General features: G+C 69.5%; 17 protein-coding genes and 1 pseudogene. 8 read left to right on the top strand and 10 right to left on the bottom strand.

Annotated elements, in window-relative coordinates:
• Positions 1 to 4: 4 nt before the first annotated feature.
• From ACFVHV_RS08540 to ACFVHV_RS08520, 5 genes are all read right to left on the bottom strand, one after another.
• Positions 5 to 1,174: an oxygenase MpaB family protein gene (locus ACFVHV_RS08540; RefSeq protein ID WP_380349937.1), complete on the bottom strand. Its 1,170-nt coding sequence runs from the start codon at positions 1,172 to 1,174 to the stop codon at positions 5 to 7.
• Positions 1,175 to 1,214: 40 nt separating this feature from the next.
• Positions 1,215 to 2,267 (bottom strand): polyprenyl synthetase family protein, encoded by a 1,053-nt coding sequence (locus tag ACFVHV_RS08535; protein WP_380349934.1) that lies wholly within the window; start codon positions 2,265 to 2,267, stop codon positions 1,215 to 1,217.
• Entirely contained in the window at positions 2,260 to 2,547 is a 288-nt protein-coding gene (locus ACFVHV_RS08530; protein ID WP_380349931.1) for a hypothetical protein, read from the bottom strand. Before ACFVHV_RS08530 ends, ACFVHV_RS08535 begins: the two co-directional genes overlap by 8 nt.
• A 494-nt stretch (positions 2,548 to 3,041) precedes the next feature.
• Complete coding sequence (locus tag ACFVHV_RS08525; RefSeq protein ID WP_380349928.1) at positions 3,042 to 3,287, bottom strand: hypothetical protein; 246 nt, start codon at positions 3,285 to 3,287, stop codon at positions 3,042 to 3,044.
• Positions 3,288 to 3,382: 95 nt separating this feature from the next.
• Positions 3,383 to 3,694, bottom strand: coding sequence for a hypothetical protein (locus ACFVHV_RS08520; RefSeq protein ID WP_380349925.1), 312 nt, complete (start codon positions 3,692 to 3,694; stop codon positions 3,383 to 3,385).
• An 893-nt stretch (positions 3,695 to 4,587) separates the two neighbouring features.
• On the opposite strand from ACFVHV_RS08520, the gene ACFVHV_RS08515 reads away from it, so the two are divergent.
• From ACFVHV_RS08515 to ACFVHV_RS08485, 7 genes and pseudogenes are all read left to right on the top strand, one after another.
• Positions 4,588 to 4,929 (top strand): hypothetical protein, encoded by a 342-nt coding sequence (locus ACFVHV_RS08515; RefSeq protein WP_380349922.1) that lies wholly within the window; start codon positions 4,588 to 4,590, stop codon positions 4,927 to 4,929.
• Positions 4,930 to 5,207: 278 nt separating this feature from the next.
• A pseudogene (locus tag ACFVHV_RS08510) lies at positions 5,208 to 5,575 on the top strand (transposase); the annotation flags it as partial.
• Between the two features lie 304 nt (positions 5,576 to 5,879).
• The gene (locus ACFVHV_RS08505) at positions 5,880 to 8,438 is read left to right on the top strand and encodes a DUF6603 domain-containing protein (protein WP_380349919.1); all 2,559 of its coding nucleotides are present in this window, start codon (positions 5,880 to 5,882) and stop codon (positions 8,436 to 8,438) included.
• Positions 8,439 to 8,534: 96 nt separating this feature from the next.
• A complete protein-coding gene (locus ACFVHV_RS08500; RefSeq protein WP_380349916.1) occupies positions 8,535 to 10,793 on the top strand; it encodes a hypothetical protein in 2,259 nt (752 codons plus the stop codon).
• Positions 10,794 to 10,847: 54 nt separating this feature from the next.
• Positions 10,848 to 14,315, top strand: a complete 3,468-nt coding sequence (locus ACFVHV_RS08495) for a hypothetical protein (protein ID WP_380349913.1) — start codon at positions 10,848 to 10,850, stop codon at positions 14,313 to 14,315.
• 77 nt (positions 14,316 to 14,392) lie between these two features.
• A complete protein-coding gene (locus tag ACFVHV_RS08490) occupies positions 14,393 to 15,700 on the top strand; it encodes a hypothetical protein (protein ID WP_380349910.1) in 1,308 nt (435 codons plus the stop codon).
• A gap of 665 nt (positions 15,701 to 16,365) precedes the next feature.
• On the top strand, positions 16,366 to 17,616 hold the full coding sequence (locus tag ACFVHV_RS08485) for a tyrosine-type recombinase/integrase (protein WP_380349907.1): 1,251 nt from the start codon (positions 16,366 to 16,368) through the stop codon (positions 17,614 to 17,616).
• Positions 17,617 to 18,602: 986 nt separating this feature from the next.
• On the opposite strand, the gene ACFVHV_RS08480 is transcribed toward ACFVHV_RS08485, so the two are convergent.
• Complete coding sequence (locus tag ACFVHV_RS08480) at positions 18,603 to 19,745, bottom strand: IS701 family transposase (protein WP_380349904.1); 1,143 nt, start codon at positions 19,743 to 19,745, stop codon at positions 18,603 to 18,605.
• 47 nt (positions 19,746 to 19,792) lie between these two features.
• Positions 19,793 to 20,965: a PD-(D/E)XK nuclease family protein gene (locus tag ACFVHV_RS08475; RefSeq protein WP_380349901.1), complete on the bottom strand. Its 1,173-nt coding sequence runs from the start codon at positions 20,963 to 20,965 to the stop codon at positions 19,793 to 19,795.
• Between the two features lie 269 nt (positions 20,966 to 21,234).
• On the opposite strand from ACFVHV_RS08475, the gene ACFVHV_RS08470 reads away from it, so the two are divergent.
• Positions 21,235 to 22,146: a DUF5655 domain-containing protein gene (locus tag ACFVHV_RS08470; protein WP_380349898.1), complete on the top strand. Its 912-nt coding sequence runs from the start codon at positions 21,235 to 21,237 to the stop codon at positions 22,144 to 22,146.
• A 207-nt stretch (positions 22,147 to 22,353) separates the two neighbouring features.
• Here the strand turns inward: ACFVHV_RS08470 and ACFVHV_RS08465 are convergent, their stop codons facing one another.
• The 3 genes from ACFVHV_RS08465 to ACFVHV_RS08455 form a co-directional block, all read right to left on the bottom strand.
• Positions 22,354 to 23,262, bottom strand: coding sequence for a hypothetical protein (locus ACFVHV_RS08465; RefSeq protein ID WP_380349895.1), 909 nt, complete (start codon positions 23,260 to 23,262; stop codon positions 22,354 to 22,356).
• A 20-nt stretch (positions 23,263 to 23,282) separates the two neighbouring features.
• Positions 23,283 to 25,346: a DUF317 domain-containing protein gene (locus ACFVHV_RS08460; protein ID WP_380350053.1), complete on the bottom strand. Its 2,064-nt coding sequence runs from the start codon at positions 25,344 to 25,346 to the stop codon at positions 23,283 to 23,285.
• A 101-nt stretch (positions 25,347 to 25,447) separates the two neighbouring features.
• Positions 25,448 to 26,116 carry a hypothetical protein gene (locus ACFVHV_RS08455; protein ID WP_380349893.1) on the bottom strand — a complete coding sequence of 223 codons (669 nt, stop codon included), beginning with the start codon at positions 26,114 to 26,116 and terminating at the stop codon, positions 25,448 to 25,450.
• Between the last annotated feature and the right edge of the window lie 221 nt (positions 26,117 to 26,337).

Raw genomic sequence — 26,337 nt, 5'->3', positions numbered from 1 at the left:
CCGGTCATGCGGGGAGTCTGTTGGAGAGCGGGGGCGGGCTCCACGGGTCGGTGCGGTGTTTGGTGGAGGTAACGCCGTGTTCGTCGTGGAGGTGTTCGGGGATGGCGTACTGCATGACGCGGCCGCGGGTGAGAGAGCTGAGTTCGAAACGGGTGGTGAGGTCGCCGAGGCGGTCCAGTGCCCAGGCGCCGAGCGGCGAGGAGTCCTCGATGCGCTCGAAGATGCCGAGCAGGGTGGGGGCGAGGGTGATGGCCTTGTCCCAGGTGGAGCGTGGGACTTGGAGCCAGTCGGCGCAGGTGTCGCCGATGAGGTAGCGGATCAGGGCGGGGACGACCGGGTCGAGCAGGGTGCCGGGGACGACCTGCTCGTAGAGGTCGATGAGTTGGCGGGTGAGCGTGATGCCGTCGTCGGAGGGGCCCATATGGCGGGCCATGTAGAGGTCGGAGAAGTCGCGGGCCTCGGCCAGGTCGGCGGGCGCGGCGTGGGTGTCGACACCGAGGATCGCGCCGACCAGGCGCCAGGCGTAGAAGTAGGCTTCGGCGCCCTCGTTGGAGATGTGGATGCCCATTCGGTGCAGGGCGTCCAGTACCTGGATGGAGAACATCATCTGCCCGCCGATCATGTCCTCTTGGCAGATCGGCACGCCGAGGGCGGCTTCGTCCCAGCGGTTCTCGCGGCGCAGGTGGTGGCGGATGGAGGCGTGCAGCAGGCGGACCTTCTGGGCGGCGGGGAGGAACCTGCCGCCGGCCTCGAAGGCGTCGGGCCGCATCAGGTAGAGGGTGAACTGGCCGGTCTCGGCCATCCGCCTGGAGGGATAGTCGAGCGAGTGGGTGGCACTGAGCAGGCGGGCGACGTGCGGGACGACGTAGCAGGCGGGCATCGAGGCGAAGGACAGCGCGGTGGAGATGTGGACGTTGTTGCGGATGAAGAACAGCCGAGCCTTCTCGATCTGGTCCCAGTCGACCCAGTCGGGCGGGGTGGCGGTGGCCTGCAGGTAGTCGCGAGCCTCCTCGGGAACGTCGTCGGGCAGCGGCTGGCCGCTCTGGGCGAACCAGCGCATCAGGGTGTTGAACTTTCCGATGTCACCGCGCTCGAACAGCGCGTCCACCACGTCGTCGGCCGGCGGGTCGCCCGCCAGGCGCAGGGCGTCCATCGCCTCGGGTGTCACGGTCATGGGGTGCCCCCTGGTTCGGGTCCGTTCGGCGTCGGTGATGTCAGGACGTGCGGGCGCAGGCCGCGGCGATCAGCTCGGAAAGGGCTGCGGCGGCCTGCGGCGGGAGTGCGGCCCGCTCAAGGGCGGTGCGGGCGGCGGTTGCTCGTTGGGCGATCATCTCCTCGACGCGGGCCCGGGCGCCGGAGCGCTCGATGATGTCCCGCAGATGGTCCAGCTCCGCCGCACCGAGGTCGCCCCGGCCGAGCCGGGCTTGCAGGTGCGCGCGGTCGGCGGGCGTCGCACCGGTGATGGCGTGGGCGAGCAGCGCGGTGGGTTTGGCGCCGGTGAGGTCGTCCCGGTTGGACTTCCCGGTGCGCTGTGGGTCGCCGAAGACACCGAGCAGGTCGTCGCGGAGTTGGAACGCCTCGCCCAGCGGCACACCGTAGGCGGTGAAGCTGTCGAGCAGTGCGGGCGGCGCACCGGCGAGGTAGCCACCCAGGTGCAGGGGGTGCTCGACGGTGTACTTCGCGGTCTTGTAACGAATGATCTCAAGCGAGCTCTCCGCGCTCGGCGTCAGCCGGGCACGGAGGATCTCCATGCACTCGCCGGCGATCAGCTCCCGGGCGAGTGTGGCCCACAAGGGACGAGCTCGCGCGAGATAGGCGGCGGGCAGCCCGCAGCCGGCGAACAACTGCCCAGCCCAGGACATCAGCAGATCACCCACCAACAACGCCAGTGACCTGCCCTGGGCCTCGCACCCCGGCCCGTCGGCGACGGCATGGCGCAACGCCCGGTGTGCGGTGGGCACACCGCGGCGGATCGGGCTGTCATCGATCAGGTCGTCGTGGACCACAGCCGCCGCGTGCACCAACTCCATCGCCGCCGCGGCCCGCACCATCGCCTCGCTGTCCGGCTGGCCCGAAGCCCGCCAGCCCCAGTAGGCGAACGCGGCACGCAACCGCTTACCCTCCGCCACAGCCGCGCACAACTGCCCAGCCACCGACTCAAGTTGGGCATCGATGGCGACCAGCAGCCCCGTCTCCTCGTGCACGAAGGCGTGCAGGGCGTCCTCGACGCGCGACTTCAGCGCCGGCCCCTGCCACGCCTCAGGCATCGGAGGATGTCCGGCGGGAGGCTGCCGCGCGGCGCGCCACGGCCTCCAGGTGGGACTCGGCGGCGGGGGCGAGACGGCCCAGCAGCAACTCGCCCCGCGCCCGCAACTCCTCCTGCCCGTCCGCCGCCACCTCGTGCAGGTCGGAGCGGCCGAGCACCCCGCGCATCCGGCGCAGCAAGCTCTCGGCCTGTTCCAGTCCCACATCGATGACACCGGCCAGGAGTTGGACCGCCTCCTTGCCCCGATCGGCGCCCGCTCCCGCACTCCCCTGTGCTGACACGACTTTCCCACCCTCCCCGAAGGCGCCGCTGCGACGGCTTCCCGCCGGACGACGGTGCACGGCACCCGCAGCCACCCGTGAACCTTCCCTTGACACGGAAAGGCTCACCTCAAAGTCACACGAACCAGCTATCTCTCCCACAAAGCCCACCAGCGCGATCCCGCCTTGTGATAGGGCCTCGGCCTCAGAAGGTGCTATGTGGTTCTTGGTCCGATTCCCTTTGAGGCGTCGTGACGGTGGCTATGTGCGGGTGCTCTGGCGGGACAGTGCGAACATGCCTGGCTGGCTCGGTCAGAAGTGCAGCCGCCATCTGCAGGCTCCGACGATCTCGGATCGCCTGCGCCGTGCCAGCCCGTCGCTCCTGCCTGCTCCCGAAGGCGGGAGCACACAGGGCGGTGAGGCCGTTGAGGGTGGTGGTCAGGCGCGGGGGCTCCTGGAGGTAGCCGTCCAGGGTGAGGGGCTGGGTGGTCATGGCGTCATGGCGGTCCCCCTGGTCAGCCGGTCTGGACGGCGGCGGGGACAGTGGTGTGGGTTCGGGCGTGCTCGGCACGGTCTTCGTCGGCGAGCAGGCGCAAATACTGGATGCTACTGCTCCAGCCGCAGGAGCAGGTGGCCTTGTAGCCGGTCCGGCCGGTGCAGCCGGAGGTCTCGTCCTTCGGCTTGCCTCGGCTGTTGACCTCGTGGCCGCAGGTGCTGCCGTCCGAGTGGACGGGCAGGGTGACAAGGGTGCGGCGGGCCATGCTCTGGGGCTCCTCGGGGCAAGGGGGTCGGCGTCTGCGCCGGGATGTGTCCCCTTGGACAGAACGAGGCACAGACACCGGAGGTAGCGGAAAGGTCAGGCCGCAGCCGTGCAGGCCTGGTGATAGGCATCGGCGACGGTGCGGGCGACGGCGCCGTGGAAGTTGCAGGTGGCACCGTTCTTCCTGGCCCAAGCGCGCAGCTGCTGCGGGATGGGGTCGGCGGGCCGGGGGCCGCTGTGCTCCGCGGTCTGGGCGGGTGTGCTGGTGAGCTGCTCCTCCAGGTGGCGGACCTTGGCCTCGGCGTCGGCGAGACCTGATCCCCGGCCTGGCCGGCTTGGCTGGGCGATTACCGCGGACGCTGGTGCACTGGCCTTTGTCGGGGTGGGGGACGCGGGCCAGGGCGGCACAGCTGGTCTGGACGAGACCAAGGTTGACGTCGTTCTGGATGCCCCGCACAGCTGGGAAGGACTCGCGCACCAGCGCAAGCTACCCCTCGGCAAAGACATTGTCCCCGCTGGCAAACCAGCCGCAGCGCGGTAGGTCACCACTGCCGCCGGCTCCCTGGGACCCAACACCGAGGGCTGGCGACGCAAGCAAGAGCGCCGAGCCTTCAGCGAGATCGCCGAGGCGATCTCCCAGCCGAACCTGCCGCAGGGCGGCTCGGTGATCGTCTCCTACAGCCCGTTGGTCGAGTCCGCCCACCAGGTCGGCCCCGCCCTGCACGCCCTCGACAACCCGGACCTGTCGCCGCACTTCGCTCATTCAGGTGATCTTCCGATCCAAATCGTCACCTTGGGCTCTTCGCTGTCCTATCGTCCGAATTCGAAAGTGTTTCATCGTCGAACTGAACTGGACAAGGAAAGCCATGCTCATTCGAAAGAATCTGCGAACCGTAGCCGCTGTGGCCGGTGCCCTGCTTGCCGCTTCCGCCTTCGGGCTGGCAACGGCCTCGACGGCCGCAGCTGCGACTACTCAGGTCGTAGCAGGGCAATGGGTCAGGGGCGGTGAGTTGTCCAGGGCGACCTGTCCAGATGGGACCCATCTGATCGGTGGAGGCTACAGCTGGCATCCCCTGTACAACAATGGCGGGTCGCCGCTGGACACGGTGGACACCAATGGTCCGTCTCTTAACGATCAGAAGTCGTGGGTGGCCGAGAGCCACCAGCGGGAAGGTCAGATTCGGGCCTATGCGCTCTGTGAGTCGGATTCCTGATCTGCAGCAAGAGAAGGCTTGACAGCCGAACAGGTGGGCCCCTCTCTTCGGGAGGGGCCCACCTGTATCTCAACAGGAGACCGTTGGGTGGCGTACTTCTCATCCGCCGCTCCTGGCCTCCAGTTCATCCCTTCCTCGGCCCAGGCGCTGTGTGAGACTGCGCGCATGCAGGTCGGCACATGGCAGGTGCGGGCGGCGCGACTCGGTGCCACGTTCGTTGGCGTCGTGCCGGCTCCGGTGCTGTTCGTCGCGGGCGCGCCTCTCCTGCACCGGCTCATGCGCCGCATGCTGCGGGGCGACGGGTTTTTCGACAAGCGACGCGGCTGGGTCCACCCTGCGTATTTCCTGGTGCACAACAGGCTGGTCGGGTTTCTCACCTTAAAGTTCCCCCCTGATCTTGGACAGCGAGTGCTTACGCTGCGGGGGTGAAGTCGTGCCGCAGCCTGGCTCGGGCCTCGAGCGGGGCGAGGTACCCGAACTCGGTGTGTTTGCGGAGCCTGGTGCGGTTGTATTCGACCTTTCGGCAGCAGTGGCGCCGTCAAGTGCGACCCCCCCCAACCACACTGCGCAGTCGGCTCCCGTTGGCCGACGTCAGCAACACCATCGCCCAACGGGGAGCTGCCGCAACGGCCTGGCCGCCGGAGTTCGTCCACGGTCATCACGGCGCGCGGCGGGCTGATCGCAGGCTTCCCGAGATCCCCGACAGTGAACGCGTGTGGCGGTCGGCCGGCATGCCGCCCCGGATGCGAGGAGCGAGGTGGTCGTCGACATCGGCGCAGTGCTGGTCCTCGCTCATTCCGAGAAGGAGGACGCCGCCGCGACCTGGAACAGGATGTTCGGCCACCATCCGCTGTTTGCGTTCGTCGACCATGGTGCGAGCGGTGCCGGGGAACCGGTGGCGGGCCTGCTTCGGCCCGGGAACGCGGGCAGCGACACCGCCGCCGACCGCATCGAAGTCGCCCGGCTCGCGCTCGGCCAGCTGCTGCAGAAGTACCGGCGCGGGCGGCAGACCCTGATCCGCACCGATTCCGGTGGTGGCACTCACGAATTCGTGGACTGGCTCGCCACGTCCGGTTTGAGGAGACTCCCGAATCGGGCGCCGGGTACGCGGGGCGGGCGACTGGGGACGCCTTCTCGGTGTTGGCGGGCGCCTCGCTGCTGTGGCGGAAGGGGCGGATGGTGCCCTCTGAGCCATTCGGCGGAACTTTGGCTGGTCTGTCGGTCGCAGCGGTCAAGGGCGGTTGTGCTGTGTGTCATATGCCGGTCACAGTGTGCGGGGTGCTTGCGCCGGTTTTGGGCGGCTCCTTCCGTTAAAGAGAACATTCGATCGATTGCTCCCTTCTGTCATGGTTCGGAGGCGGGTCTCTGTGTCAGTACGTGTGGGTGACATCCGGGAAATCCTTGAGCGGGCGGCGCCGGGTGGAGTGGTCGAGATCCCGGTGTCCGTGCTGAACGGCCATGCGCCCGACGCGCGGCTGGTGTTCCGTGGTGGCCAACTGCGGGTCGAGGGTGCGGTGTGCGATCTGAAGGAGTTGTGGATCACCGGGCAGGCCGCCACGACCGCTTCTGCGTCCCCGGTGCCGGTCCGCATCGCCTTCACGGGTGATGGTGAGCTGGTGACCGGGACGTTGGCCGCCGCCGATCTCGGTGAGGGCCGAGTGCTGGTCCTGATCGACGGTGCCGTGGACGGCGCCGAGCTACCCCCGGGGGCGTGGGCGGTGGTGGACGGCCGGGCCTTGCGGCTGACCGCGCGGGCTCCTGCGGCCCAGACCGATTCCGGGCGGCGGGACGGCCTGGGCCGGCCCCTGCCCCCGGTGCGCGTGCGGACGGCAGCCGAACGTGAACGGGACCGTAGGCCGCAGGCCCTGGTCACCGAGCACGGCATCCTCGTTCCCCGGCCGCCGGCGTTCCGGCGGCGGGGGGCACGAGTCCTTGAGTCGCCGATGGTGCGTGGGTGGTCGCCGATCGGTACACCGAGTGGTGACAACGGCATCAGCGTGAACTACGAGAATCCGCCGGTGCGGATCGCGGGGGCGCTGACGGCGCTGCCGACCTCGCGCCCGGGCTATCAGGCGGTGGTCGGCGGGACGCTGCTGGTGGACACCGGTGCGTTCAACGGTTCCCTGATGGGCGCGTACTACGTTCCCGACGGGAGCGGCGGCGGGCCGTCGCTGTTCGCCTTTGGTTCGCTGGGCAGTGAGACGGGTTTCACGCCTCCTCCTTTGCAGGTGCGCGGCATCGCCGCCGGGTTCGGCTGGAACAGCCGGGTGCGGGTGCCGTCCGCGGAGGCCCTGGGGGAGTTCCCGTTCCTGGTCGCGCTCGACAACCCGGGCGAGATCGGTGCGGACGATGACGAGGTCGATCCGCTGAAGGTGCTGAACCAGCTGATCGGCACCGGCGGGTGGGTGAGTCCGCAGGAGGGTGATCTGTGGTTGGCCGCCGGTCTGGCGTTCGACTGCTTCGCGTCCTTCAAGGGCCGGATGATGGCCCTGGTCCAGACGGGTTCGGATCTGACGATCAGCCTGCTGGGGATCGGCGGGGCCGAGCTGCCCACGAAGGGCGACTGGAAGATCGCCCGGCTGGAGATCGGTATCGAGGCGACGCTGCGGCCGACGGCCGGGGAGCTGAGCCTGAGCGCCGGGTTCACCGATAAGACCTTCATCATCGACCCGAACTGCAAGCTGCACGGCGGCGTCGGGATGAAGTTCTGGTTCGGCAACCATCCCAAGGCCGGGGATTTCGCGCTGATCCTCGGCGCCATCCCGCCGGGCCGCCAGGTGCCCGCCCACTACCCGAAGCAGCAGCCCGCCGGCCTGACCTGGGGCATCGGCTCCACGGTCAGCATCAAAGGCAGTGCCTATGCCGCGCTGACGCCCAAGTCGCTGATGGCCGGCGGTTCGCTGGAGGTCACCTTCCACGCCGGGATGCTGCGGGCCTGGCTGATCGCCAAGGTGGACGCACTCGTTGAGTGGAACCCCTTCTACTTCGATGTGGGCATGGGAGTCCGGGTCGGGGTCTCGGCCACCATCAAGGTGTGGTTCGTGCGCATCACGATCTCCATCGAGATCGGGGTCGACGTGCGGGTGTGGGGGCCGTCGGTGGGCGGCGAGGCCACCGTCCACCTGTGGTTCATCTCCTTCACCATCGGGTTCGGCGCGGACCGCCGCGATGACGAACCCGCGTTGGGCTGGGGCGGTTTCCAGGGCATGCTGCCCCCGCCCACGGCCATGGTCCGTACCCTCCCGGTATCCGGATACACCGGTGAGAGCACCCCCGAGGTCGGCGCCCGCAGTGATACCAAGCCGTGGCTGGTCGACAGCGGCGGTTTCACCTTCACCGCCGACACCCAGGCCCCGGTCAGCAAGCTGTACCTGGACCTCGACAGCACCGAGCCGGAGGCGACCGCCGAGGCGGTGGACATCCTGCCCATGCGCGTCAGGGGCCGGGAGAGCGAACTGCGTGTCTGGCTCGACTACAACAACACCACCGAGAGGCTTGCGGACTGGGGGTGCACGCTGATCCGCGGCAGTGTCGTCAACGGCCTGTGGGGCACGAGTGCGGGCGCGGGCGGTGACGGGCTACTGCCCGACCGGGTTCTCGGGGCCCGGCTGGTGTCGCCGCCGGTGAAGTACGGCACCAACACCGGGTTCATCGACGAGAAGGGCATCTCCTTCGACCCGATGGCGCCGGACGGCAACCAGCCGCTGTCCTCGGACGAGGCACGCTCCGGCGCCCAGCCGCAACGCACCAGCACCGTGATCGAGAAGATCCAGGACGGTATCGACGCGGCCGGCACCCGCGGCAACCGTTGCGCCCTCATCAGCGCGCTGGAGGGTCTGGGTGCCGAACTCGGCCCACTCGATGCCGACCTGAGCGGGTACGCCCGGGCCGCGGGCACCGCCTTCACCGCGCAGCCGATGCTGGTGCCCGCCGCCTGATCCGGCCCGCCCGCGACCACCACCGGCCGGACCGCTCCAGCCGCCGGGCGGCTCGCTGCCCGTGATCTCAGCCGCCCCTGTCGAAAGGCACTCTTTGTGACCGCCGCACCCGAATCAGGACCCAGGCCCTTCACCGCGCCCACGGCCCGGCACCGCACCCGGTTCTTCGACCACCGCATCCCCTCGCTGTACGCCGGCCGCTACGTGATCAACAACCGGCAGGTCCTGAAGGACGTCGACGGCGAGGACCACGAAATCGAGGCCACGCCGCAGCCGTTCGACGTCATCGAGCCGCGGTTCAGCATCGACCCGGCAGGGATCAACGCCCGCTTCCCGGTACCCGATGCCAAGGGGGCCTACGGCCTGATCCTTCCGCACATCAACCTCGACGCCCCCGGCCTGCCCTGGAACCGCCCGCTGGGCGCCGGGCATCCGGAGGAAGTCCCCTGGATGGCCCTGTTGCTGTTCCGGGAGGGCGAACTGCCCGAGGACCCCGACGCCTGCGGCCAGGTCGTCCTGGGCTCCGTGCGTGAACTCCTCTCCTCCGACCGGCCGCTGGGCCCGGGAGAGCCGCCGGCCCTGCCGGAGGAGAGCCTGCGGGACGACGAGAACGAGGAACGGTGCGCAACGGTCCTGGTCCCCGCCGCCCTGTTCGACCAGGTCAAACCCCTGCCCGTGGAGATGGGCTACCTCGCTCACGTCCGGGAGGGCGGCCCGCCCGACGCCACCATGGCCGAAAACGAGCCGGCCCCGGACGAGGGGCAGCTGAACGCCATCGTCGTCACCAACCGGTTCCCCTCCGCCGTCGGCGGCCGGCACGTGGTGCACCTGGTCTCCCTCGAAGGCTTCGACCAGTACCTGAACGCCCCCGCGCCGGCCGCGGGGGTGCGTCTAGTCTCCCTGACCTCCTGGTCCTTCACCAGTGAGCCCGACTCCGGCATCGGCTTCGGGGACCTGGCCCAGTATCTGGCCACCACCGACGGCAAAACCCCCCGCGACGCCGAGGAGCTGCGGCTGCGCCTGCCGGTCAGCACCCCGGCCAGCCCGTCCGATCATCAGCGCGAGGCCCTCGACCGCATGGCGGGCGGCGCCGTCGCCCTGCCGCAGCGTCTGGAGACGGGGGAGCGTACCGTCGCCTTCCACCGCGGGCCGCTCACCGCCCGCCCGGCCCACGAACTTCCCAAGCCCGCCGCCACTCGGCTGGAGTCGTCCGGCGAGGCACTGATCTACCTGGAGAAGTACGGCGTCTTCGACACCGCCTACGCCGCCGCCTTCACCGCGGGGCGCACGCTCGCCCTGGCCGACGCGGAATTCCGCAGCGCCTTGCTTGAGTTCCGCTCGACCGCACGCTCCGCCGTGCGCCGTCTGGCCTCCCACCCCGAGCTGGCAGGCCGTGCGGTGGCGGCCCGGCAGCTCACCGCACCGTTGTCCTTCGAAGCGTTCGACCGCCTCCTCCTCGACGGCGACGGCACCCGGCTCGCCCGTACCGTGAACCAGGCCGGCCCGCAGCTGCGGGCCGGCCTGCGCCGCACCGCCACCGCCCGGCGGCCCCGCACCGTATCCGGGGTGCGGGCCCTGCTGTCCCAGCCGAGCGTCGCCACCTTGCTCACCCAGGCCGCCGGGGACGAGTTCCGGACCGTGACCGACTGGCTGGACCGGCTGCGCCGGCTGGAGATGCTCGGCTTCGAGCACCTGGTCCCCGACAGCCGCATGCTGCCGGCCGAGAGCATCCGCTTCGCCCACGTCGACCCCTGCTGGGTCCGCGCCGCCGTAGACGGCGCCTTGAGCATCGGCGTCGGCCACGCCCTGGACGCCGACCTCAACCAGCTGGCCACCACCGGCGGACCGGTACCGGCCTGCGCGGTGCTCATCCGCTCCGACCTGGTACCGAACTGGCCCCAGACCATCATCACCGCCTACGCCGACACCACCGTCATCGAGCCGCTGCGCAGCACCGTCTACGGCACCGATACCCGCCTGCTGCTCTACCCGCAGGTGATCGACCGGTTCGAACTGGCCGAGCCGCCACGCGGCATCTGCTTCGGCATCGGCGAGGTCGGCACGCTCCAACTCCGCCGGATCAGCGGTGACCGCATCGGCTACCCCGTGGAAGGGGCCGCCGGGGAGTTCCCGCCGGAAAACAGCTTCGACCGCTTCGACCGCTTCCGCCGCTTCCTGCGCCCCAATGACCGGGACAACCCCACCGACCCGGATGTCCTCAACGTGTACGGCCCAGGCGATCCCCTGGTCCCCGCCCTGTCCCAGGCCCACGGCGTCCAGCAGCTCTCCTCCGCGCAGTTCGCGCTGCAGATGATCAACGCACCGCAGGCGCAGACCTTCTCCTACCGGCCCTGACCGCCACCCCGCCCCCGCCCTGTGCCGTGACATTCATGAAAGGACCGACGGGCCATGTCCGTGGACAACACCCTGGTCGTGCCGGTCGAGGTGGCCGCCCTCGCCGTCAACCGGCAGACCCGCGACACCGGAGACCACGTCTTCCAGCGCTGGAACACCAACTTCAAGGGCCTCGGGCGGGGCGAATCGCCCGAGCCGACGCCCTTCGACGGCCTTGAGGTATGGCCCGGTGACGAAAAGCGCCTCGGCGTCTATCTGCAATGGAAACTGCCCGCCGCCCTCACCCGCGGCCGACACGACGAGGAGGAGGGCGTCGGCGACTTCCCCCTCGTCCCCAACCGGTGGCTGGTCGTCCGCCACGCGGAGGGCACCGGCACGCTCACCGCCTGGGTCGTCGAAAGCGACTACCTGGATCCGATGAACGGCACCGTCTCCTTCCAGGACCCGGACAGCGACACCGCCAACGCGACCCTGATCGGCAAGTGCCACCAGCTCACCGGCCCCTGGCAGGAGCCCGCCGCCCCGCATACACCCTTCCTGACCGCGATCGGCCCCGGCGTGCTCACCTTCTCCGTCTTCCAGCCTTACAACCAGAACGTCTTCTCCATGCACGACACCCTGGACGGTGTAGGAGATCGGGATCGGCTGAGCTACTTCGTCGCCGGCTGGTACGCCGACCCCGGCAGCGACATCCTCGCCCACGGGGTACCGGTAGGCCTCGCGGAACGCCTGCGGCGCCTGGAGTGGACCCAGCCGGTCGGCTCCGGCAGCGGGATCCACGCCTCCGTCTACACCGGCACCGTCCTCGGCCTGGACTGGGACCTGACCGGCCCGGTCCCCGACCCCCCGTGCCCGAGCAGCACCGACGTCACCGTGATGGTCGCCAACACCATGTCCGAGGCCGCGGCCGAACTCAGCTCGCAAGCCGGTGGCGCGGAAGCCTTCTCCACGGACGAAGCCGACCTCTTCCGCGCCTTCCTGCTGGGCGGCACCGAGGGCCTGGCGGAACGCGACCGCCCCGAAGCCGACATCCTCACCGACCGCCGCGCCCACGACACCGCCTTCGGTCCCGTACCAGGCGGCTACCGCTGGTTCATCGGCGAACGCGGCGAGGACCCCGGCCGCATCCCCTCGCCCGCCGCCGCAGCCGCCCAGCGCACCGCCCGTACGGCGGAGGCGGCCACCATCGCCGACCTCAACCGCAAGCAGGCCGAACACGACGCCACCGAAGCTCAACTGGACGCCGCCCGCGAACGCCTCTACCACCTGTGGTGGCTCAGCCAGCGGGAACGCCAGCCCCAGCAGTTCCGGCAACGCATCGCCGGCGAACTCGACGCCGCCAAAGCCCGCATCACCGACCTGGCCCGCCAGCTGACCGAGCAGCGTCGTGCCCTGCCCTGGGGAAAGACCGAGGAGCAGCTGGCCGCGAGCATCGACAACCTCTACCCCGCCTTCGGCGCACGCACCGCCCGGCGGCTCATCCGCGTCCCCACCCAGGACTACGAATACTGCGCGGACCCCGTCGTCGCTCTGCAAGGCGGCCGACTGCACGCCCCCCTCACCCGCGACACGCCCCTGCCCGGCCGCACCCCCGACCGCCTGGTCACCCGCGCCTCCGGCATCACCACCAGCGACGTCGCCGACCTCGCACGCCAGGTCGACCTGACCAACCTCCCCGCCTGCTTCCACGCGCTGCTGGCCGAATTCCTCATCCTCGACCGGGCCCTGGCCGCCGGCGGCATCCACGACGTCGACGGCATGCTGCCCGAATACGGCACCAAGCCCTGGGAAATGCCCTGGCAACCGCTGTATCTGCTGTGGAAGGCCGAGTACTTCCCCCTGCCGTTCCGCGCCAGTGACACCGCACGCTGGGAGTTCGTCGAAGGCTCCCGCTACCAGTGGCAGGACCAGTGGCAGGAGACCGGAACCCCCCGCTTCACCCCCGACTACCAGGTCATCTCCGGACGGCAGATCCTCACCCCCGCCGCCGGGCACGCCGCCGACGGCGCCCTCGCAAGCTACGCCCGCACCCGCGACCACCTCCCCACCGACAGCCTGAAACACCTGCGCGCCGGCATCCGCAACACCGACCTGCTCTCCCAGACCCTCGACGGCTTCGGCGCGGCCATCGCCCAGCGCCAGCCCCACGCCGGGCTCCAGCCCACCGGCGACATCGCCGACCTCATCGGCAACGGCAACTACCCCCCGCCCGACCCCGGTGGCTTCCCCACCGACGACTGGGACCCCTGGCCCGAATCCACCTTCCAGGAACTGCGGGCCGGGCAACTCGCCTTCTTGGAGCTGTCCGTCGTCGACCGCTTCGGACGCGCCGTCAACCTCATCGGCGAGGGCAGCCACTTCCGGCCCGAAATGTCGCCCACAATGCGCCCCGCCCACCCCGTCCAGAGCCACGACAGCGAACGCCTCGTCGAACTCGGCCCGCGTCTGCTGCAGCCGGCCCGGCTCACCTTCGCCTTCCTGTCCGCCACCGGCGACGACGACACCGACCTGGTCCCCGGCACCAACCCCGTCTGCGCCTGGCTGCTCCACAACCGCCTCGACCACTCCCTCGTCGTCTACACACCCGAGGGCGCGACGCTCGGCGAACTACGCGTCACCCTCAACCCCGACAGCCAGCACGAGGTCTCCTGGACGGCCCTGCCCGGCTCCGGCCTCGACGACTTCGAGCAGTTGCAGACGTTCTCCCCGCACGCCTACGACCTGCTGAGCGCCATCAAGACCCGTGGCCCGGATACCTTCGACGCCTTCCGCGCCACCGTCGACAAGGCCCTCGAGGCCATCGATCCCGACGGCCCGGCCGACCCCGGCCTCGGGTTCCTCCTCGGCCGCCCACTGGCCCTGCTCCGCACCCGGCTGTCCCTAGACCTGCGCGGCCCCCTGCGCACCGACACCGGCTGGCAGCACCTGTTCGACCCGCCACAGCCACAACTGCCGAGCTACCCCTGGGCGATCCGCCTCGGCGAAGCCCAGCAGACCGACGACGGCCTGGTCGGCTACGTCCTCGACAACGACTACGACCACTTCGAAACCGTCACCAGCCCCGCCGCGGACAGCGACGGCTACCTGCGGCCGATCGGCGACAAACCCAGCCTGGAACTCAACTTCGGCGACCACAACACCGCCGTCGCCACCGTCCTGTGCGACCCACGCGCCGCCGTCCACGCCACCACCGACATCCTTGCCACCAAACGCGTCCTCATCCCCCAGGAATTCACCGACCAAGCCCTCGCCCGCATGGCCGTCAACTTCCGCACCGGCCCCCTCCTCGCCGGCACCACCGAACTCAAAAACAACCAGGACCAAGCCAAGGAGACCGCACTGATGCCCGCACCGGCCGGCATCACCGGCACCTGGGCCTGGACGGAGAAACGCGGCACCACCTGGGAGAAGCTCCCGATCCTCAGCCAGGACCAGTCCGACCTCCCCCTGGCTCAACCCGAGATCCGCTCCGGCTTCCTCACCCTCGACAACGCCGCCGCACACACCCGCACCGACAACTGACACCACACCACCAGCCCCCGCGTCAGCGCACCCACAGGCCGGCGCCGCCACGCCGGCCACCCCAAGGAGCATCGCCAATGGCCCTGGTCTCCCCCACCCGCATCACAGACCCCACCGCCCAAGAACCGCTGCTGACCTACGACCTGGTCACCAGCCCCGACCCCCTCAAAGCATCCCCCGAAGACCCCGCCACACCCGAAGAAACCGGCGAGCTGATCATCACCGCCTCCCGGAACAGCGGCACCCCGGCCGACGTGGAATGGATCAAGGTAAAAGTACCGGCCGGCACGATGTCACCGGACCTGGCCACCAACCTGTCCAGCATCAACCCACGCATCACCCTCAACGGCTGGAACACCCGACGCGAAGAATCCTACGACGAAATCATCTTCACCCCCACAGCCAGCCACGAAACGATCGGACCCGACAACGGCTTCACCATCCAACTCTCACAGATCCCCATCAACCGCAAAGTCGGCACCGCACAGATCGAAGTAACCGAACACTCCCGGGAAGGCGAAAATGGCACCTTCAAAGACAGGATCACCGTGTTCAACGTCGGCAAATTCCCCGCCGACTTCTACATGAAGGACTTCAAGGTCGAAGGCGACCTCGTCATCGGCAACGGCTGCGAAGCAACCCTGACCTGGCAACGCTCCACCAACGCCACCTACGAACTGCTCTACGGAAACACCAATCTCAACGTCACCAACGAGACCACCCGCAAAATCACCGACATCAGATCCGACACCACCTTCTACCTCCGCGGCACCACCAGCGACGACCCAACCAACCCCGTCACCCGCATCCTCACCGCCCAGGTCACCGTCCGGCGGCCAGACCTCGACATCGGCAACCTCACCGTCCACGGCGAAACCAACTTCAACAACATCGTCCGCGCGAACTGCGACGTGACCGTCACCGGCACCCTCAACACCGAAGGGCCCACGGACCTGACAGGTTCACCGGACCTAATCTACAAACTCGATGAATCGAAGCCCGTAGTCAAAAAGTTCATCGCGTCGACCGCAGGGCTTGTCGTCGGACTACTCGCTTATGGTAGAACTGGAAATAGGCTACAGATTAACGCTGGTGGGATCTGGCATGAAGCCACGAAACACGGGATCATCACGATGGTCGTAGCACCTGTAAGGCGCGAAGAAACCTTCTTGGTCTCATTCTACCCAGAGTTCGATCCAGGTGGCCAAGTGAGATGCGAATTCTGGTGGTTCCCTTTTGGCCGTGGCCGCTGCTCGGAGGTCCCGATGTCAGAGTCCGAGCTAGAAGAGATTTCAGAGGCCACCTTGCGGGAGCTTCCCCTCACACCCGCAGACCAAGCACGCGGGACGGCAACGAATAGCCACGCGGGCCGTCTCACGACCTGACACCGCCCTCCTGAATACAGGCGTCTGTGCACTGTAGAAAACGCGGACGCACTGCCGGCCTTGGGGGCGGCGAAGACCGCCCCGCTACACTCCCTACTCCCAGGCAGTTGACCAGCAGGAATGGAGAAGTCCGGCTGGAGTATCAACCTCAACTTTTCGCGCCGGCCCGTCGGTTCATTCGATAGGTCGTTCGGCTTCAGGCGCCGCTGATGGGCAGGCCGGTGGCCCGGCCGTCGCGTCAGGTGGGCGCCGGGTTCGACGACTCCGGGGGTGTGCTTCCCGCCGAGACAGGGGCGTTGTCGCTGGTCAGCCCGGTTGCGGCACAAGCTGGGCGGCGGCGGAGAACAGGCGAAGCCGCAGGCGCTTGGGTTCCAGTCCGAAGCAAGCGCAACACGGCGCAGGTTGGCATGAAGCCAAGGGGTCCGCACCTACGCGGAGTGCAGGGCGGCCACACTGCCTCGCAAGCGGACACAGCTCCAGTCGAGCCCAAGCTGCACCTGCTCGCCTATCCGACACGTCCAGGTGCGGGTCCTCACCGCGAGCCGCAGGTCAGACCCCCAATTCGGCATTGGTGATCGCATGGTGGTCGCGAACGATCACCCGGGCGTGGGACCGGTAGCCTCCGCGTGCTGATCAAAGAGCCACCACCGCAGGAGGCACAAGAAGTGCGCAGGTCAGGACGACGAGGCCGGGTCTACCGCCGGTGCGGATGCCGTGATGCCACCCGGCGCCAGCTCGGCGCCTCATGCCCGCGCCTCGCCGAGGAGGAGCACGGCACGTGGACCTTCGCCGTCGACATCCCTTCCCTCGACGGCCGCAGGCGCACCGTGCGCCGCGGCGGGTTCGAGGACGCGTGGAGCGCCGAGGCGGCGCTGCGGCGCTTCCTCGAAGGCCGCCGGCTCGGCTTCGACGCCGACCCGCACGAGACGGTGGCCGCCTACCTCACCAGGTGGCTCAAGACGATGGAGTTCCTGCTCAAGCCCACCACCTACGCCCGCTACCGCACGTACGTGCTCTGCGAACTCATCCCCGTTTTCGGCGCGATACGCCTCGAGGAACTCGCCCACGACCACATCGCCGCCTACACCCACCAGCAACTCGAAGCCGGCCGCGGACGCCAGGCCGTCTACCACTGCCTCGCCACGCTCTCCAGCGCCCTGGGCGCCGCCGTCCGCACCCACCGCCTCCCCTACAACGCCGCCCAGCCCCTGCCCATGCGCAGGCCCCGCGCCGACGAACGCGTCCCCTGGACCGCGGAGCAGGCCGTCACCTTCCTCACCCACTGCCGCGATGTCGACCCCGCTTTTGCCGACCTCTTCGAGGTCATCATCGGCACCGGCCTGCGTAAGGGAGAGGCTCTCGGCCTCCAACGCCAGTGCGTACGGGTCAACGACCGCGTCATGTACATCCGCCACACCCTCTCCGCGATCGACAACCACGAACTCGTCCTGACCACGCCGAAGACCAAGAAGAGCCGCAACTGGGTGCCCCTGTCCGACCGCGTCGCCGCCGCCCTCCAACGCGCCATGGCCAGGAGCACCTCCACCGACAACGACCACGTCTTCCAGGGCCCCGACGGCAAACCCCTCCACCCGGCCGCGGTCCGCGAGCGCTTCCACGAACTGCGCGAACAAGCCGGACTGCCTCACGTGACCATCCACGACCTGCGGCACCTCGCCGCCACCCTCGCCTTGGAGGGCAACGTCCCCATGGCCGTCATCTCCAAGACCCTGCGGCACTCCACGCTCTCGACCACCGCGAACATCTACAGCCACCTGACCTGGGACACCGCCATGGCCGCGGTGCACACCATCGAAACCAGGCTCCGCCTCGTCGAGGCGCGCACCCGCTGTGGCGCCGACGCCCTCGCCCCCAGCAGCCCCTTGCCGAACCCGCTGTTCAGCCACGCGGCCTGACAGCCGCACGGCTTCAGCTGCCTCAGCTCACCGAGCCGCTCAGACCGCGGCAAGGGCCGACAAAGTAGCCGGCACCGCCGGTTCGGACATGACGCCAACTCAGACCCGCTGCCCCATCAGGACAACTGACGCCGCGGGTTCCACGGGCACACCCATTTTCCGAGAACCCGTGCGCGTTTCGACGCTGGAGAGGCGTCCGATCAGCCATCGACTGCGCCCGACCATTCGACCGAACGAACAAAAGCCGCATTGTGGTTGCGCTGGAGCGACCCAGGCCTGCGGGATGCGCCCACCGAGGCGACGTGAACGAGCGTTCACGACCACATTGCGACCACCAAAGCAGAAAGGCCGCCTCCACCATTCGATGGAAACGGCCTCCGACCTGCGAAAACGCCGGTCGGGACGACAGGATTTGAACCTGCGACCCCTTGACCCCCAGGATATCCTATTACCCCTCAAAATGCGCCCACGCACACGCCGTGCGCGTGCAGACGAGCATGTTTCGCGCACCTCGTGCGGCAGCGCGCATGACGTGTGGTCCCCAGCTGGTCCCCAGGTCAGGGGCTTGACGGAGGGTCCGGATGGCGTTCATGCCTCCAGGGTAACGCCACTCCGGCCGTCAATCCAGTGATTCCGGCGGATCGCCCAAAGAGCCACCGGGCAGAAGCCAAGGAGTGCCGGCAGAAATCAATCCCGCCAGGCCGAACGCCAGCCAGTGAATGGTCACCAAAAATCCCACTATCGCCAATTCCGTGTCGCCTCGCAGGAATTTCCGGCGCCCGCCAACGCTCCCTCCTAATACTGCAATCACAGTTATGGGGTGTGGCCTCGGCGTTTGTAGTGACTGAGGCGGGCTCGGGTCTGGCTGAGGCGTCGCCACCATGACCAGTGCAGATGATGCGCGGGAGTGAGGTGGTGGGGGTGGAGGATCAGGCCGATGAGGCGGCGAATCTCCGCGACAGACAGGGGTATCAGGGTGGTTTGTCCTAATCGGCAGCCCCTTTTTCCAGCTCTTGCGCGCGGATCGCGGTCAGCGCGGCGAGGGCGGCCATGGACAGCGTGATGTGTCGGTACCAGGCGTCGTAGCGACGGACCTGGTAGTGGTCCAGGCCGCACTCGTTCTTCGCGACCTGGAACGACTCCTCGATCGCCCACCTCGCCGCGGCGACCTTGACCAGGTCTTTCAGCCGGGTGGCTACGGGTCCGTAGCACACGTAGTGGGCGATCTCGGTCGGGTCGCTGATCGATCGGCGGGCCAGGACCCAGTGCCCGACGCCGTCCTCCCACACCGGTCGGATCGCCGCCCGGGCCCAGTCGTAGACCCGTTCGCCGTGGGAGCCCCTGCCACCGGACAGACGCTTCCAGGCCTGTCGCGGCAGCGTGGCGATCAGCTCGTCGACCCGAACCTCGCGCCACCCGGTCGTGATCACGGTGTCGTTCACCCGGGTGGCCAGCACGTACCCGATGCCGCGCTGTTCCAGCCAGAACCGCAGGTGCTTGACCTGCCCATATGCCTCGTCCGCGGTCACCCAGGCGAACGGCACCCCGGCGTCGATCGCGCGCTGCAGCATCCACCGGAAGTGCTCGTTCTTCGTCGCGAACGGCACCTGGTCGGGCACGCCGGCCGCCCGGCACCGCTCACGATCGTCCGTCCAGGAGGCGGGGAGGTACAGCTCCCGGTCGATCAGCGCCCGCCCCTTGGAGGAGGCGTAGGCCAGGAACGTGCCGATCTGGGAGTTCTCGGTCCTGCCCGCAGTCCCCGTGTACTGGCGCTGGACGCCCGCCGACCGCGAGCCCTTCTTCAAGAAGCCGGTGTCATCACCGATCAGGATCCCGTCCCGGGCGCCGATCGTCTCCACGACGAAGTCCCGCACGTCGTCGCGCACCCCGTTCGCGTCCCAGTCCGCCTCACCCAGCAGACGCTGCATCCCGATCGGATGCCCTTCGCCGGCGCGTTCCGCCAGCGTCCATCCGTTCTTCCGCTCCAGCGGCGCAATCAGCCCCGCCATGTACGTCAGAGCACGTGCACGCGGCTCCGACCTTGCGAAACGCGACCCGAACCGCGCATGCAGCCCACCCAACACCTCACGCCAGGCCTCGACCTGGCCCACCCCGAGATCCACAGACACGAACCAACTCAATCACAACAAGCCCACCTGTAAGTGTGATTGCAGTACTAGCCCGCCACTGCCTTGTCCAGAGCCGCGGCGTGGGTGTGCCAGAGGGCGGTGATGCAGTGGGTGAAGCTGGTGGCGTAGAGGGCGAGGAGGTCGGTGTCGGTGTCTTCGAAGGCGAGGTCGAGGTAGTCCCAGTCGGCCCAGGTCGACCAGTGGTCGGGGCGCATGAGGCGGGGCCAGGCGGCGCGGGGGACGGTCGGGGTGAGCCAGATGCCGTGGAACGGGTGGTGCTCGTCGAGCATGCGGTCGGGGTTTGCCAACAGCAGGGGGCGGAAGCCGTAACCGATGCCGGCCAGCGGGGTCGCGGTGGGTCCGTTCCAGGCGGGGCGGGTGAGGAGGCCGACGCGCTCGGGGTAGGGATCGGCGTGCTGGCCCTGGGCGAAGTCCTCGAAGGTGGTGCGGGTGACGTCGGGGCCTAGCTTAGGGGCGAGGGCGTCAAGGGCGTCGTCCAGGCGGTCGGGCAGGTCCTCCAGGAGTTCGAAGGCGGCGCGGCGGGCACGGGTAAAGTCCAGCCGGCCATGGCGGATCCAGAAGCGGGCCCGGGCCTCGTCCGAGGGGGTCACGGCGTGCATCTTCTCCAGGGTGGCCAGGTAGTCATGGGCATGCGGGGCGGCGCCGGGGGTGGCGGCCAGGTGGGTGCGCAGGTCGCGGGCGAGGGTGCGCAGGCGCAGCGGGACGAAGTCGGAGTGAGCGGCCGGTTCGCCGGTGAGGGTGAGGAAGACGAAGTGCGGCCGGTGCAGGTGGGCGAAGTGGGCGGCCAGGTCGGCGGTCTGCTCGGTGTGCTCGGAGGACTTGACCTTCAGCTCGACCACCACGGCGGTACCGGAGGTCCACAGCACCAGGTCCGCCCGCCGGTGGGCGGCTCCGGGGATGGCAGGCAGGTCGTGCTCGGTGTCAATCAGGGTGCGGGGCAAGCCGGGTCGGGCGGCGAGGTCGGAGCGGCCGGTGCGGCGCAGCAGGGCGGCGAGCAGCGCGGTGCCCAAACCGTGGTCGCCAGCGGGATCCAACAGCCAGGCGAGCATGTCGCGGTGGGCGGACTCCTGCTCGGTGCGGTACAGCAGTTCTAGCGCGGTGCGGCGCGGCGGCGGGTCGGGGTAAGTGGTCGCGGCGGCGTCCAACATCCTTTTCGCGGCGGCCCATTCGAGCGCCGTTCCGGGGGTGTTCCTGCTCATCCGGTCAGCTTGGCAGAGGCCGTCGAACGTGCCCACGCCGGGGCGGCCCCGCCGCCGGGGGTGGTCCCGGCACGGTGCTCGGGGGCGTCCCGCCGAGACCGTCAGGTCCACGGCGGCGGCATGGCGCCCCCGATCTGCGGGACTTGACCGAGCAAGTCCAGCCCCGGGCGCAGGTTCGCCAGTATGACATGACTCATAGTCTCTAGACTTTCCCAGGCCGTCAGAGTATTTTGTCCGGCTCACATCGCTTGCTGGGCGGACATGGGGGTTTGTTGCAGGTCTTCCGGGTCAATGACGGTGCGGTTCGCAGGGTCGAAGGTGGTGCCGTTGAGCTGGAGCGGCACCTTCAGGCGTTGGTCGAAGCGAACATGGAGACGATGCTGGGGATCCGGTTCGTGGCGAGCGAGCAATCGACGGGCAGTGTCCATAGAGGCCGGATCGACACGCTTGGGCTGGACGAGGACGGGTCGCCGGTCATCGTGGAGTTCAAGCGATCGCGCTCAGAGAGCGTGCTGTCACAGGGGCTGTTCTACCTGGCGTGGCTGGTGGACCACCGCGCCGAGTTCGAGAGCCTGGTGGCCAGCCGGTTCGGCGAGGACGTCGCCGCGGCGGTCGACTGGAGCTCCCCACGGGTGGTCTGCATCGCCGCCGCCTTCAACCGGTACGACGTGGTCGCGGCGGGGATGTCGCACCACCGGGTCGACCTGGTGATCTACCAGCAGTACGAAGGTGACTTCGTCACGCTGGAGCTGGCGGCGTCGGTCGCCGGCGGCTGCGGCGGCTCGGCCTCCCGGCGGGCGGAGCCGGATCGTGCAACGTCTCCGGTGCGGAGGGGCGTCCGGGAGTCGCTGGAGCACGCGCCGGCCGATCTTCGTGCTCTCTATGCGAGCCTCGACGAGCGGCTGCTCGAACTCGGCGGCGACGGTCTGTGCGTCGAGCTGCAGCACTACCTCGCCTACCGACGGCGGCGGAACTACGCGTGCGTCAGAGTGCTGGCCCGGGAGCTGGTGGTGGTGCTCAACGTGGACCCCTCCACGGTGAAGCTGGAGCCGGGCTGGACCCGTGACCTTCGGAAGGTCGGGCATCTGGGCACCGGGGATCTGGAGGTTCGGATCGCGTCGGCCGACGACCTGACTCGGGCAGTGCCGCTGCTGGCTGCCAGCTTCGAGGCGGCGGCCTGATCCCATGCGAACGGCGGCGGGCGGTACACCGGTCTGATAGGTGTACCGCCCGCCGCCGTTTCTGCCCGCAGGAGCGCCGAGCAGGCCGGGGAGGAGCGCGGGCCTGCGGCCCGTCCCCGCTCGCGTGCCTACGCGCCCAGGTCTTGGGGTGTCTTCAAGGACTGGGCGTTATGGAGCAGAGCGCGCTGCGCGGCCTGGTCGGGCCGCTCAGGTCAACGAACCCGATGTCGATGTGGCACTCGGCATCCGGGTGATCATGGTGCGCTCCCGGACCAGGTCGGCGTGGGCCTCGGGCTGGTCGGGGGCGAGGGCTTCGAGGGCGCCGTCGATCGCTGCCAGGGCGTCGGCTCGTCGGCCCAGCAGGCGCAGGGCGGTGGCGGTGCGGAACAGCATGATCGGGTCGTGATCGTCGAAGGTCGGCCAGCTGGCGAGGCGGAGGATGTGTTCGGCCTGGTCGGGCAGGCCGTCGCCGAGCCAGAGTCCGTGGAGGAGGGCGTGGCAGACCTGCGGGTTGTCGCCGGCGGTGCCCAGGTCCCGCTCCATCGACTCCAGCGATCCGGGACGCCCCTGGCCGAGGCCGGCGAACGTGTGCAGGGCTCGGGTGTACGGATCCCACCGGGTGCGTTGCGCCTCTCCCGCTTCGTCGAGGAGCTGGGTGATCGTGCGGCAGCGGAAGTCGTAGCGTAGGGCCGCGAGGTGGAGGTGGGTTAGGGCGCGGGCGTGGACCTGGTCGGTTCCGGGGCGGTGGACGTGGTCGGTGCCGCCGAGGTGGAGGAGGACACTCTGGTGTCGGGTCCGGGCGTACCAGGCGAGGTGGTTGCACAGGGCGGCGCTGGTCTGCCAGTCGGCGCGGGCGCGGCTGAGCCAGCGGGCGGCTTCGCCGGGCCAGGCTCGGCCGACGTCGATCTCGCGCTCGACCAGGGTGCGGACGGCGGCGAGGGCGGCGTCGCGGAGGTCGTCTCGGGCGACGGCGATGTTGAGGGCGCTGTACCCGGCGGGGCTGTCGAGTAGGCCGCGGATCATGATCTGCTGGGACTTGGGGTGGGCAGCGGCCCGGGAGATCCGTTCAATGGTGTGCAGGTCGACGTGTGTGGCGTTCAGGACGGTCCTGTTCAATGTGTCGGTGTCATCGCCGGTCACGGCGTCCGCCGGCGGGGCGCGGGCAGCTGCGTTCGGGACGCTTCGGTGGGCATGGGCCCGTCGGCCGTGGCCGCCTTGCCGTCGAGGGGTCGTCGGCGGGCGGCGGCGGCGCGGTTGCCCGTCGGTGCGGCGGCCCGCCGATCCAGCTGGACGATGTCCATGTACATCCGGTGTTCCTGCGGGATCTGCCGGGCGAGTCGGGCCACGGGTTCGGTGCTGGTGAGCGCGGTGGCGACGGCGGTCAGCAGCGGGCGGGGAACTCGGTCGGCCATCTCGATGTACCAGCCCTGACCTCCGGGCCGGAGGTCGCCGCCGCAGACCACCCAGTGGGGATTGGCGCCCTCAGCGAGCGCGGATGCGCTGACGGTGCGGCTGACCGAGGCCATCTCGCCCTCGGGCGCGGTCCAGACGATGTGGCCAGGCACGGTGTCCATGAACCAGCCGCCCTCGGCCAGGGGCTCAAGACCACCAGACAAGGCGGGGTAACGCAGGTCAGCCGGAGCGGTGGCCTGGGTAGCGGCGAGCGCCGCGTGTACCGCGGTGGTGATCTCGGCGGGGGTCCGCTCGTCGGCGGTGAAGTGCCACAGCTGGTCGCCGGTCGACCGGTCGGTGTAGGCCGTGCTCCAGTTCGTGCCGCCTGCCGTATGGAGGGCGGTGGTGCGGATCCGGCCGCAGGGGCTGAGGTACACGGCGCCGGACCGGATCTCGACGACGTTCCACCCGGCGGCCAGCAGCGGGACTGCGGGGGTGCTGGCCGTGGTGTGGCCGGGCCCGGCGAGGTAGGCGGGCGCTGCGGCGACCAGCGCCGGGGGCCGGGGCATGCCCGGTGCGAAGAGGTCAGCTGCCACGTCGTGGACGGCGGTGAACCGGCGGCAGATCTCGTCGTACGCGGGCTGCGTGACGTAGTCCGGATGTTCGTCCCAGAACCGTTGCGTGGTGTCCTCGTTGGCGCGGCTGGCGATCGGCTCACCGTGGAACCCCTCCAGGATTCCGGACGGGTCGTCCGTGGTGGCGATCATGTGCGCGGCGATCGTGCCTGCCGCGGCGTAGAGGTCTTCGTTGGTGAAGCGCAGATCCTCGAAGGGCACAGCCGGCACCCGCCCGCGGGTCAGGTCCTCCCACACCAGCCCGGTAGCGTCGTCGTCCAGGCCCAGCAGGCGGTGGCTGTACCGGGCGGAGTCCGTGACGAGGTCGAGGGTGAGCATCGCGGCCAGCTGCTGCTGCTCGGGCGGGAGTTGGCCCCATGTCGTGTGCGGGCCTGGGCCCGCTTCGGTGCTGGGCAGCGGCTGGTCCTCCAGTTCGTCGAGGACCTCCCCCATGGTCAGGTGTCCGTCCGCGGCGGCCAGCAGGGTGGACAGCGACTGCGCGGTTGCGCGGGTGAGGTCCTCGTCGGTGTAGGCGGGCGCAGCCGGCACGAGGCCGTCCTCGGTCAGGGTGTAGCCGAGGTGGGCGAGCAGGTGCTCGTCCATCCACTCGCCGTCGCGCCGTAGCGGAGCCGGGTCGACCAGGGCGCCCACGAAGGCGTCGGTCACCATCGCGGGTGTGTCCGCGGTGAAGAGCGCCTGCCAGTACGGGTCGCCGGCCTCTTCGGAGCCGACGTATACGGCCAGCGCGCAGTTGCCCATGAGGTCGAGGTGGTTGGCGCCTCGGCGTAGTTCGGCGCGGGCGAGGTAGTCGGGCGACTCAACGCGCCGGACGCCGTGGGGCTCGCCGAGGTTGCGCCAGCCTGCGGCGACGAGCGCGTCGAGGACGGCGTCGCCGTCGAACGTCCCTTCCTTGAGTGCCGGGTGGGCTTCGCCCGTCCAGTCGGTCTGGGGCAGGGGGACGTGGAGCGACTCGGTGACGGCGGTGACGAACTCCTCGGGGGTGTCCTTGGAGAACCCGGCCATCCACTGGGGCGGGCCCAGCGGTTCGCGGGCGGCGGTGATCCGCCACCAGGCGCCGGGGTCGAGTTGGCCCATCCCGATCCGGAATCGGTGGTCGGGGCTGCTGACGAAGGTCTGGCCGAGTTCACTGTTGTAGTCCTGCCGCCAGTCGTAGGCAAGGACGGCTCGGGCGATGGGGCTGGTCCGGCTGCTGGCTCCGGCGAGGTACCGGGGGGCGACGTCGAGGGGGGTGCTCGGGCTGGAGTCGGTGGTGATCGGGGGGGTTCCCTTCGGGCTCAGCGGCTGTGTTCGGGGCCCGACCGGTGTGCCGGCGGGGTGGGTGGGTCGTCCGGTCCGCTGGCCTCGGTCAGGCCGGGCGGGCGACGGTCGAGGCGGGCGGCGTCGGCGCGGGCCGTGCCGGGCTGGCCGGGCCGCGGCAGGGGTGCACCGGGGACGCGGCGGGTCCAGGTGTAGGCGTCCTCGATGCTGGCGACGTGCCCGTGCCGGAGGGTGAACTCCTCGCTGTCGGCCTGCCGGTGCCCGACGAACACGGCGACCGGACGGGCGGGGTCGGGTGCCTCGTTGTCGGTGGCGATCACCCAGGTCACGTACGGCGTGCCCGGTGAAGAGGCCGAGTCGTGGACGTCAAAGCGGGTGCCGGAGTGGCGCAGCAGGTCCTGCGCCGCCTCGGCTTCGGCGTCGGCGGCGCGGTACTCGCTGCGCTGCATGTACTCCCGGAGCCGTGTCGGGTCGGCGCCGCGGGCGATGAGCCACGCCTCGGCCAGGGCCGGCATCGCCTCATCGCGCACGGCGACGCGCATCAGCCGGGCGCCGCTGTCGCGTTCCAGGTGGACTCCGACGAAGAACGGCCGACCCTGCGCGGCCATATGCTCGTCCTGCGCGACATAGAAGTGGTCCCACCGGCCCGGCTGCTGGTCGCGGGGCTGGTCGTAGCTGACCAGCACGATGCACGGGTCCTCCCAGTCGCCCAGCCGGGCAAGGGCGCGGGAGGTGTGTTCGTCGGCGGGGTCCAGCTCGTCGAGGTCGAGGTCGGAGACGTAGTCGGTGAACGGGGCGTAGTACAGCTGGGGCTCCAGGTCTGCGGCCGGTGTCCGCGGTGCGGTTGGCGCTTGCTCGCTGTGCTGCGTCGGCCGGGTCGGGCCGGTCAGCGCTTCTTCGCGACGAC

The sequence above is a fragment of the Kitasatospora sp. NPDC127116 genome (genome assembly GCF_042677365.1).
Lineage (GTDB): Bacteria > Actinomycetota > Actinomycetes > Streptomycetales > Streptomycetaceae > Kitasatospora > Kitasatospora lactacystinica.
Note: the sequence above shows the minus strand (reverse complement) of the source record. Positions and strands in the feature narration are given on the sequence as shown.

What these genes read in the sequence shown, in the direction of transcription:
- ACFVHV_RS08540 (WP_380349937.1), bottom strand. Translation starts at nt 1,174, where the DNA reads ATGACCGTGACACCCGAGGCGATGGACGCCCTGCGCCTGGCGGGCGAC.
- ACFVHV_RS08535 (WP_380349934.1), bottom strand. Translation starts at nt 2,267, where the DNA reads ATGCCTGAGGCGTGGCAGGGGCCGGCGCTGAAGTCGCGCGTCGAGGAC.
- ACFVHV_RS08525 (WP_380349928.1), bottom strand. Translation starts at nt 3,287, where the DNA reads ATGGCCCGCCGCACCCTTGTCACCCTGCCCGTCCACTCGGACGGCAGC.
- ACFVHV_RS08495 (WP_380349913.1), top strand. Translation starts at nt 10,848, where the DNA reads ATGTCCGTGGACAACACCCTGGTCGTGCCGGTCGAGGTGGCCGCCCTC.
- ACFVHV_RS08490 (WP_380349910.1), top strand. Translation starts at nt 14,393, where the DNA reads ATGGCCCTGGTCTCCCCCACCCGCATCACAGACCCCACCGCCCAAGAA.
- ACFVHV_RS08475 (WP_380349901.1), bottom strand. Translation starts at nt 20,965, where the DNA reads ATGAGCAGGAACACCCCCGGAACGGCGCTCGAATGGGCCGCCGCGAAA.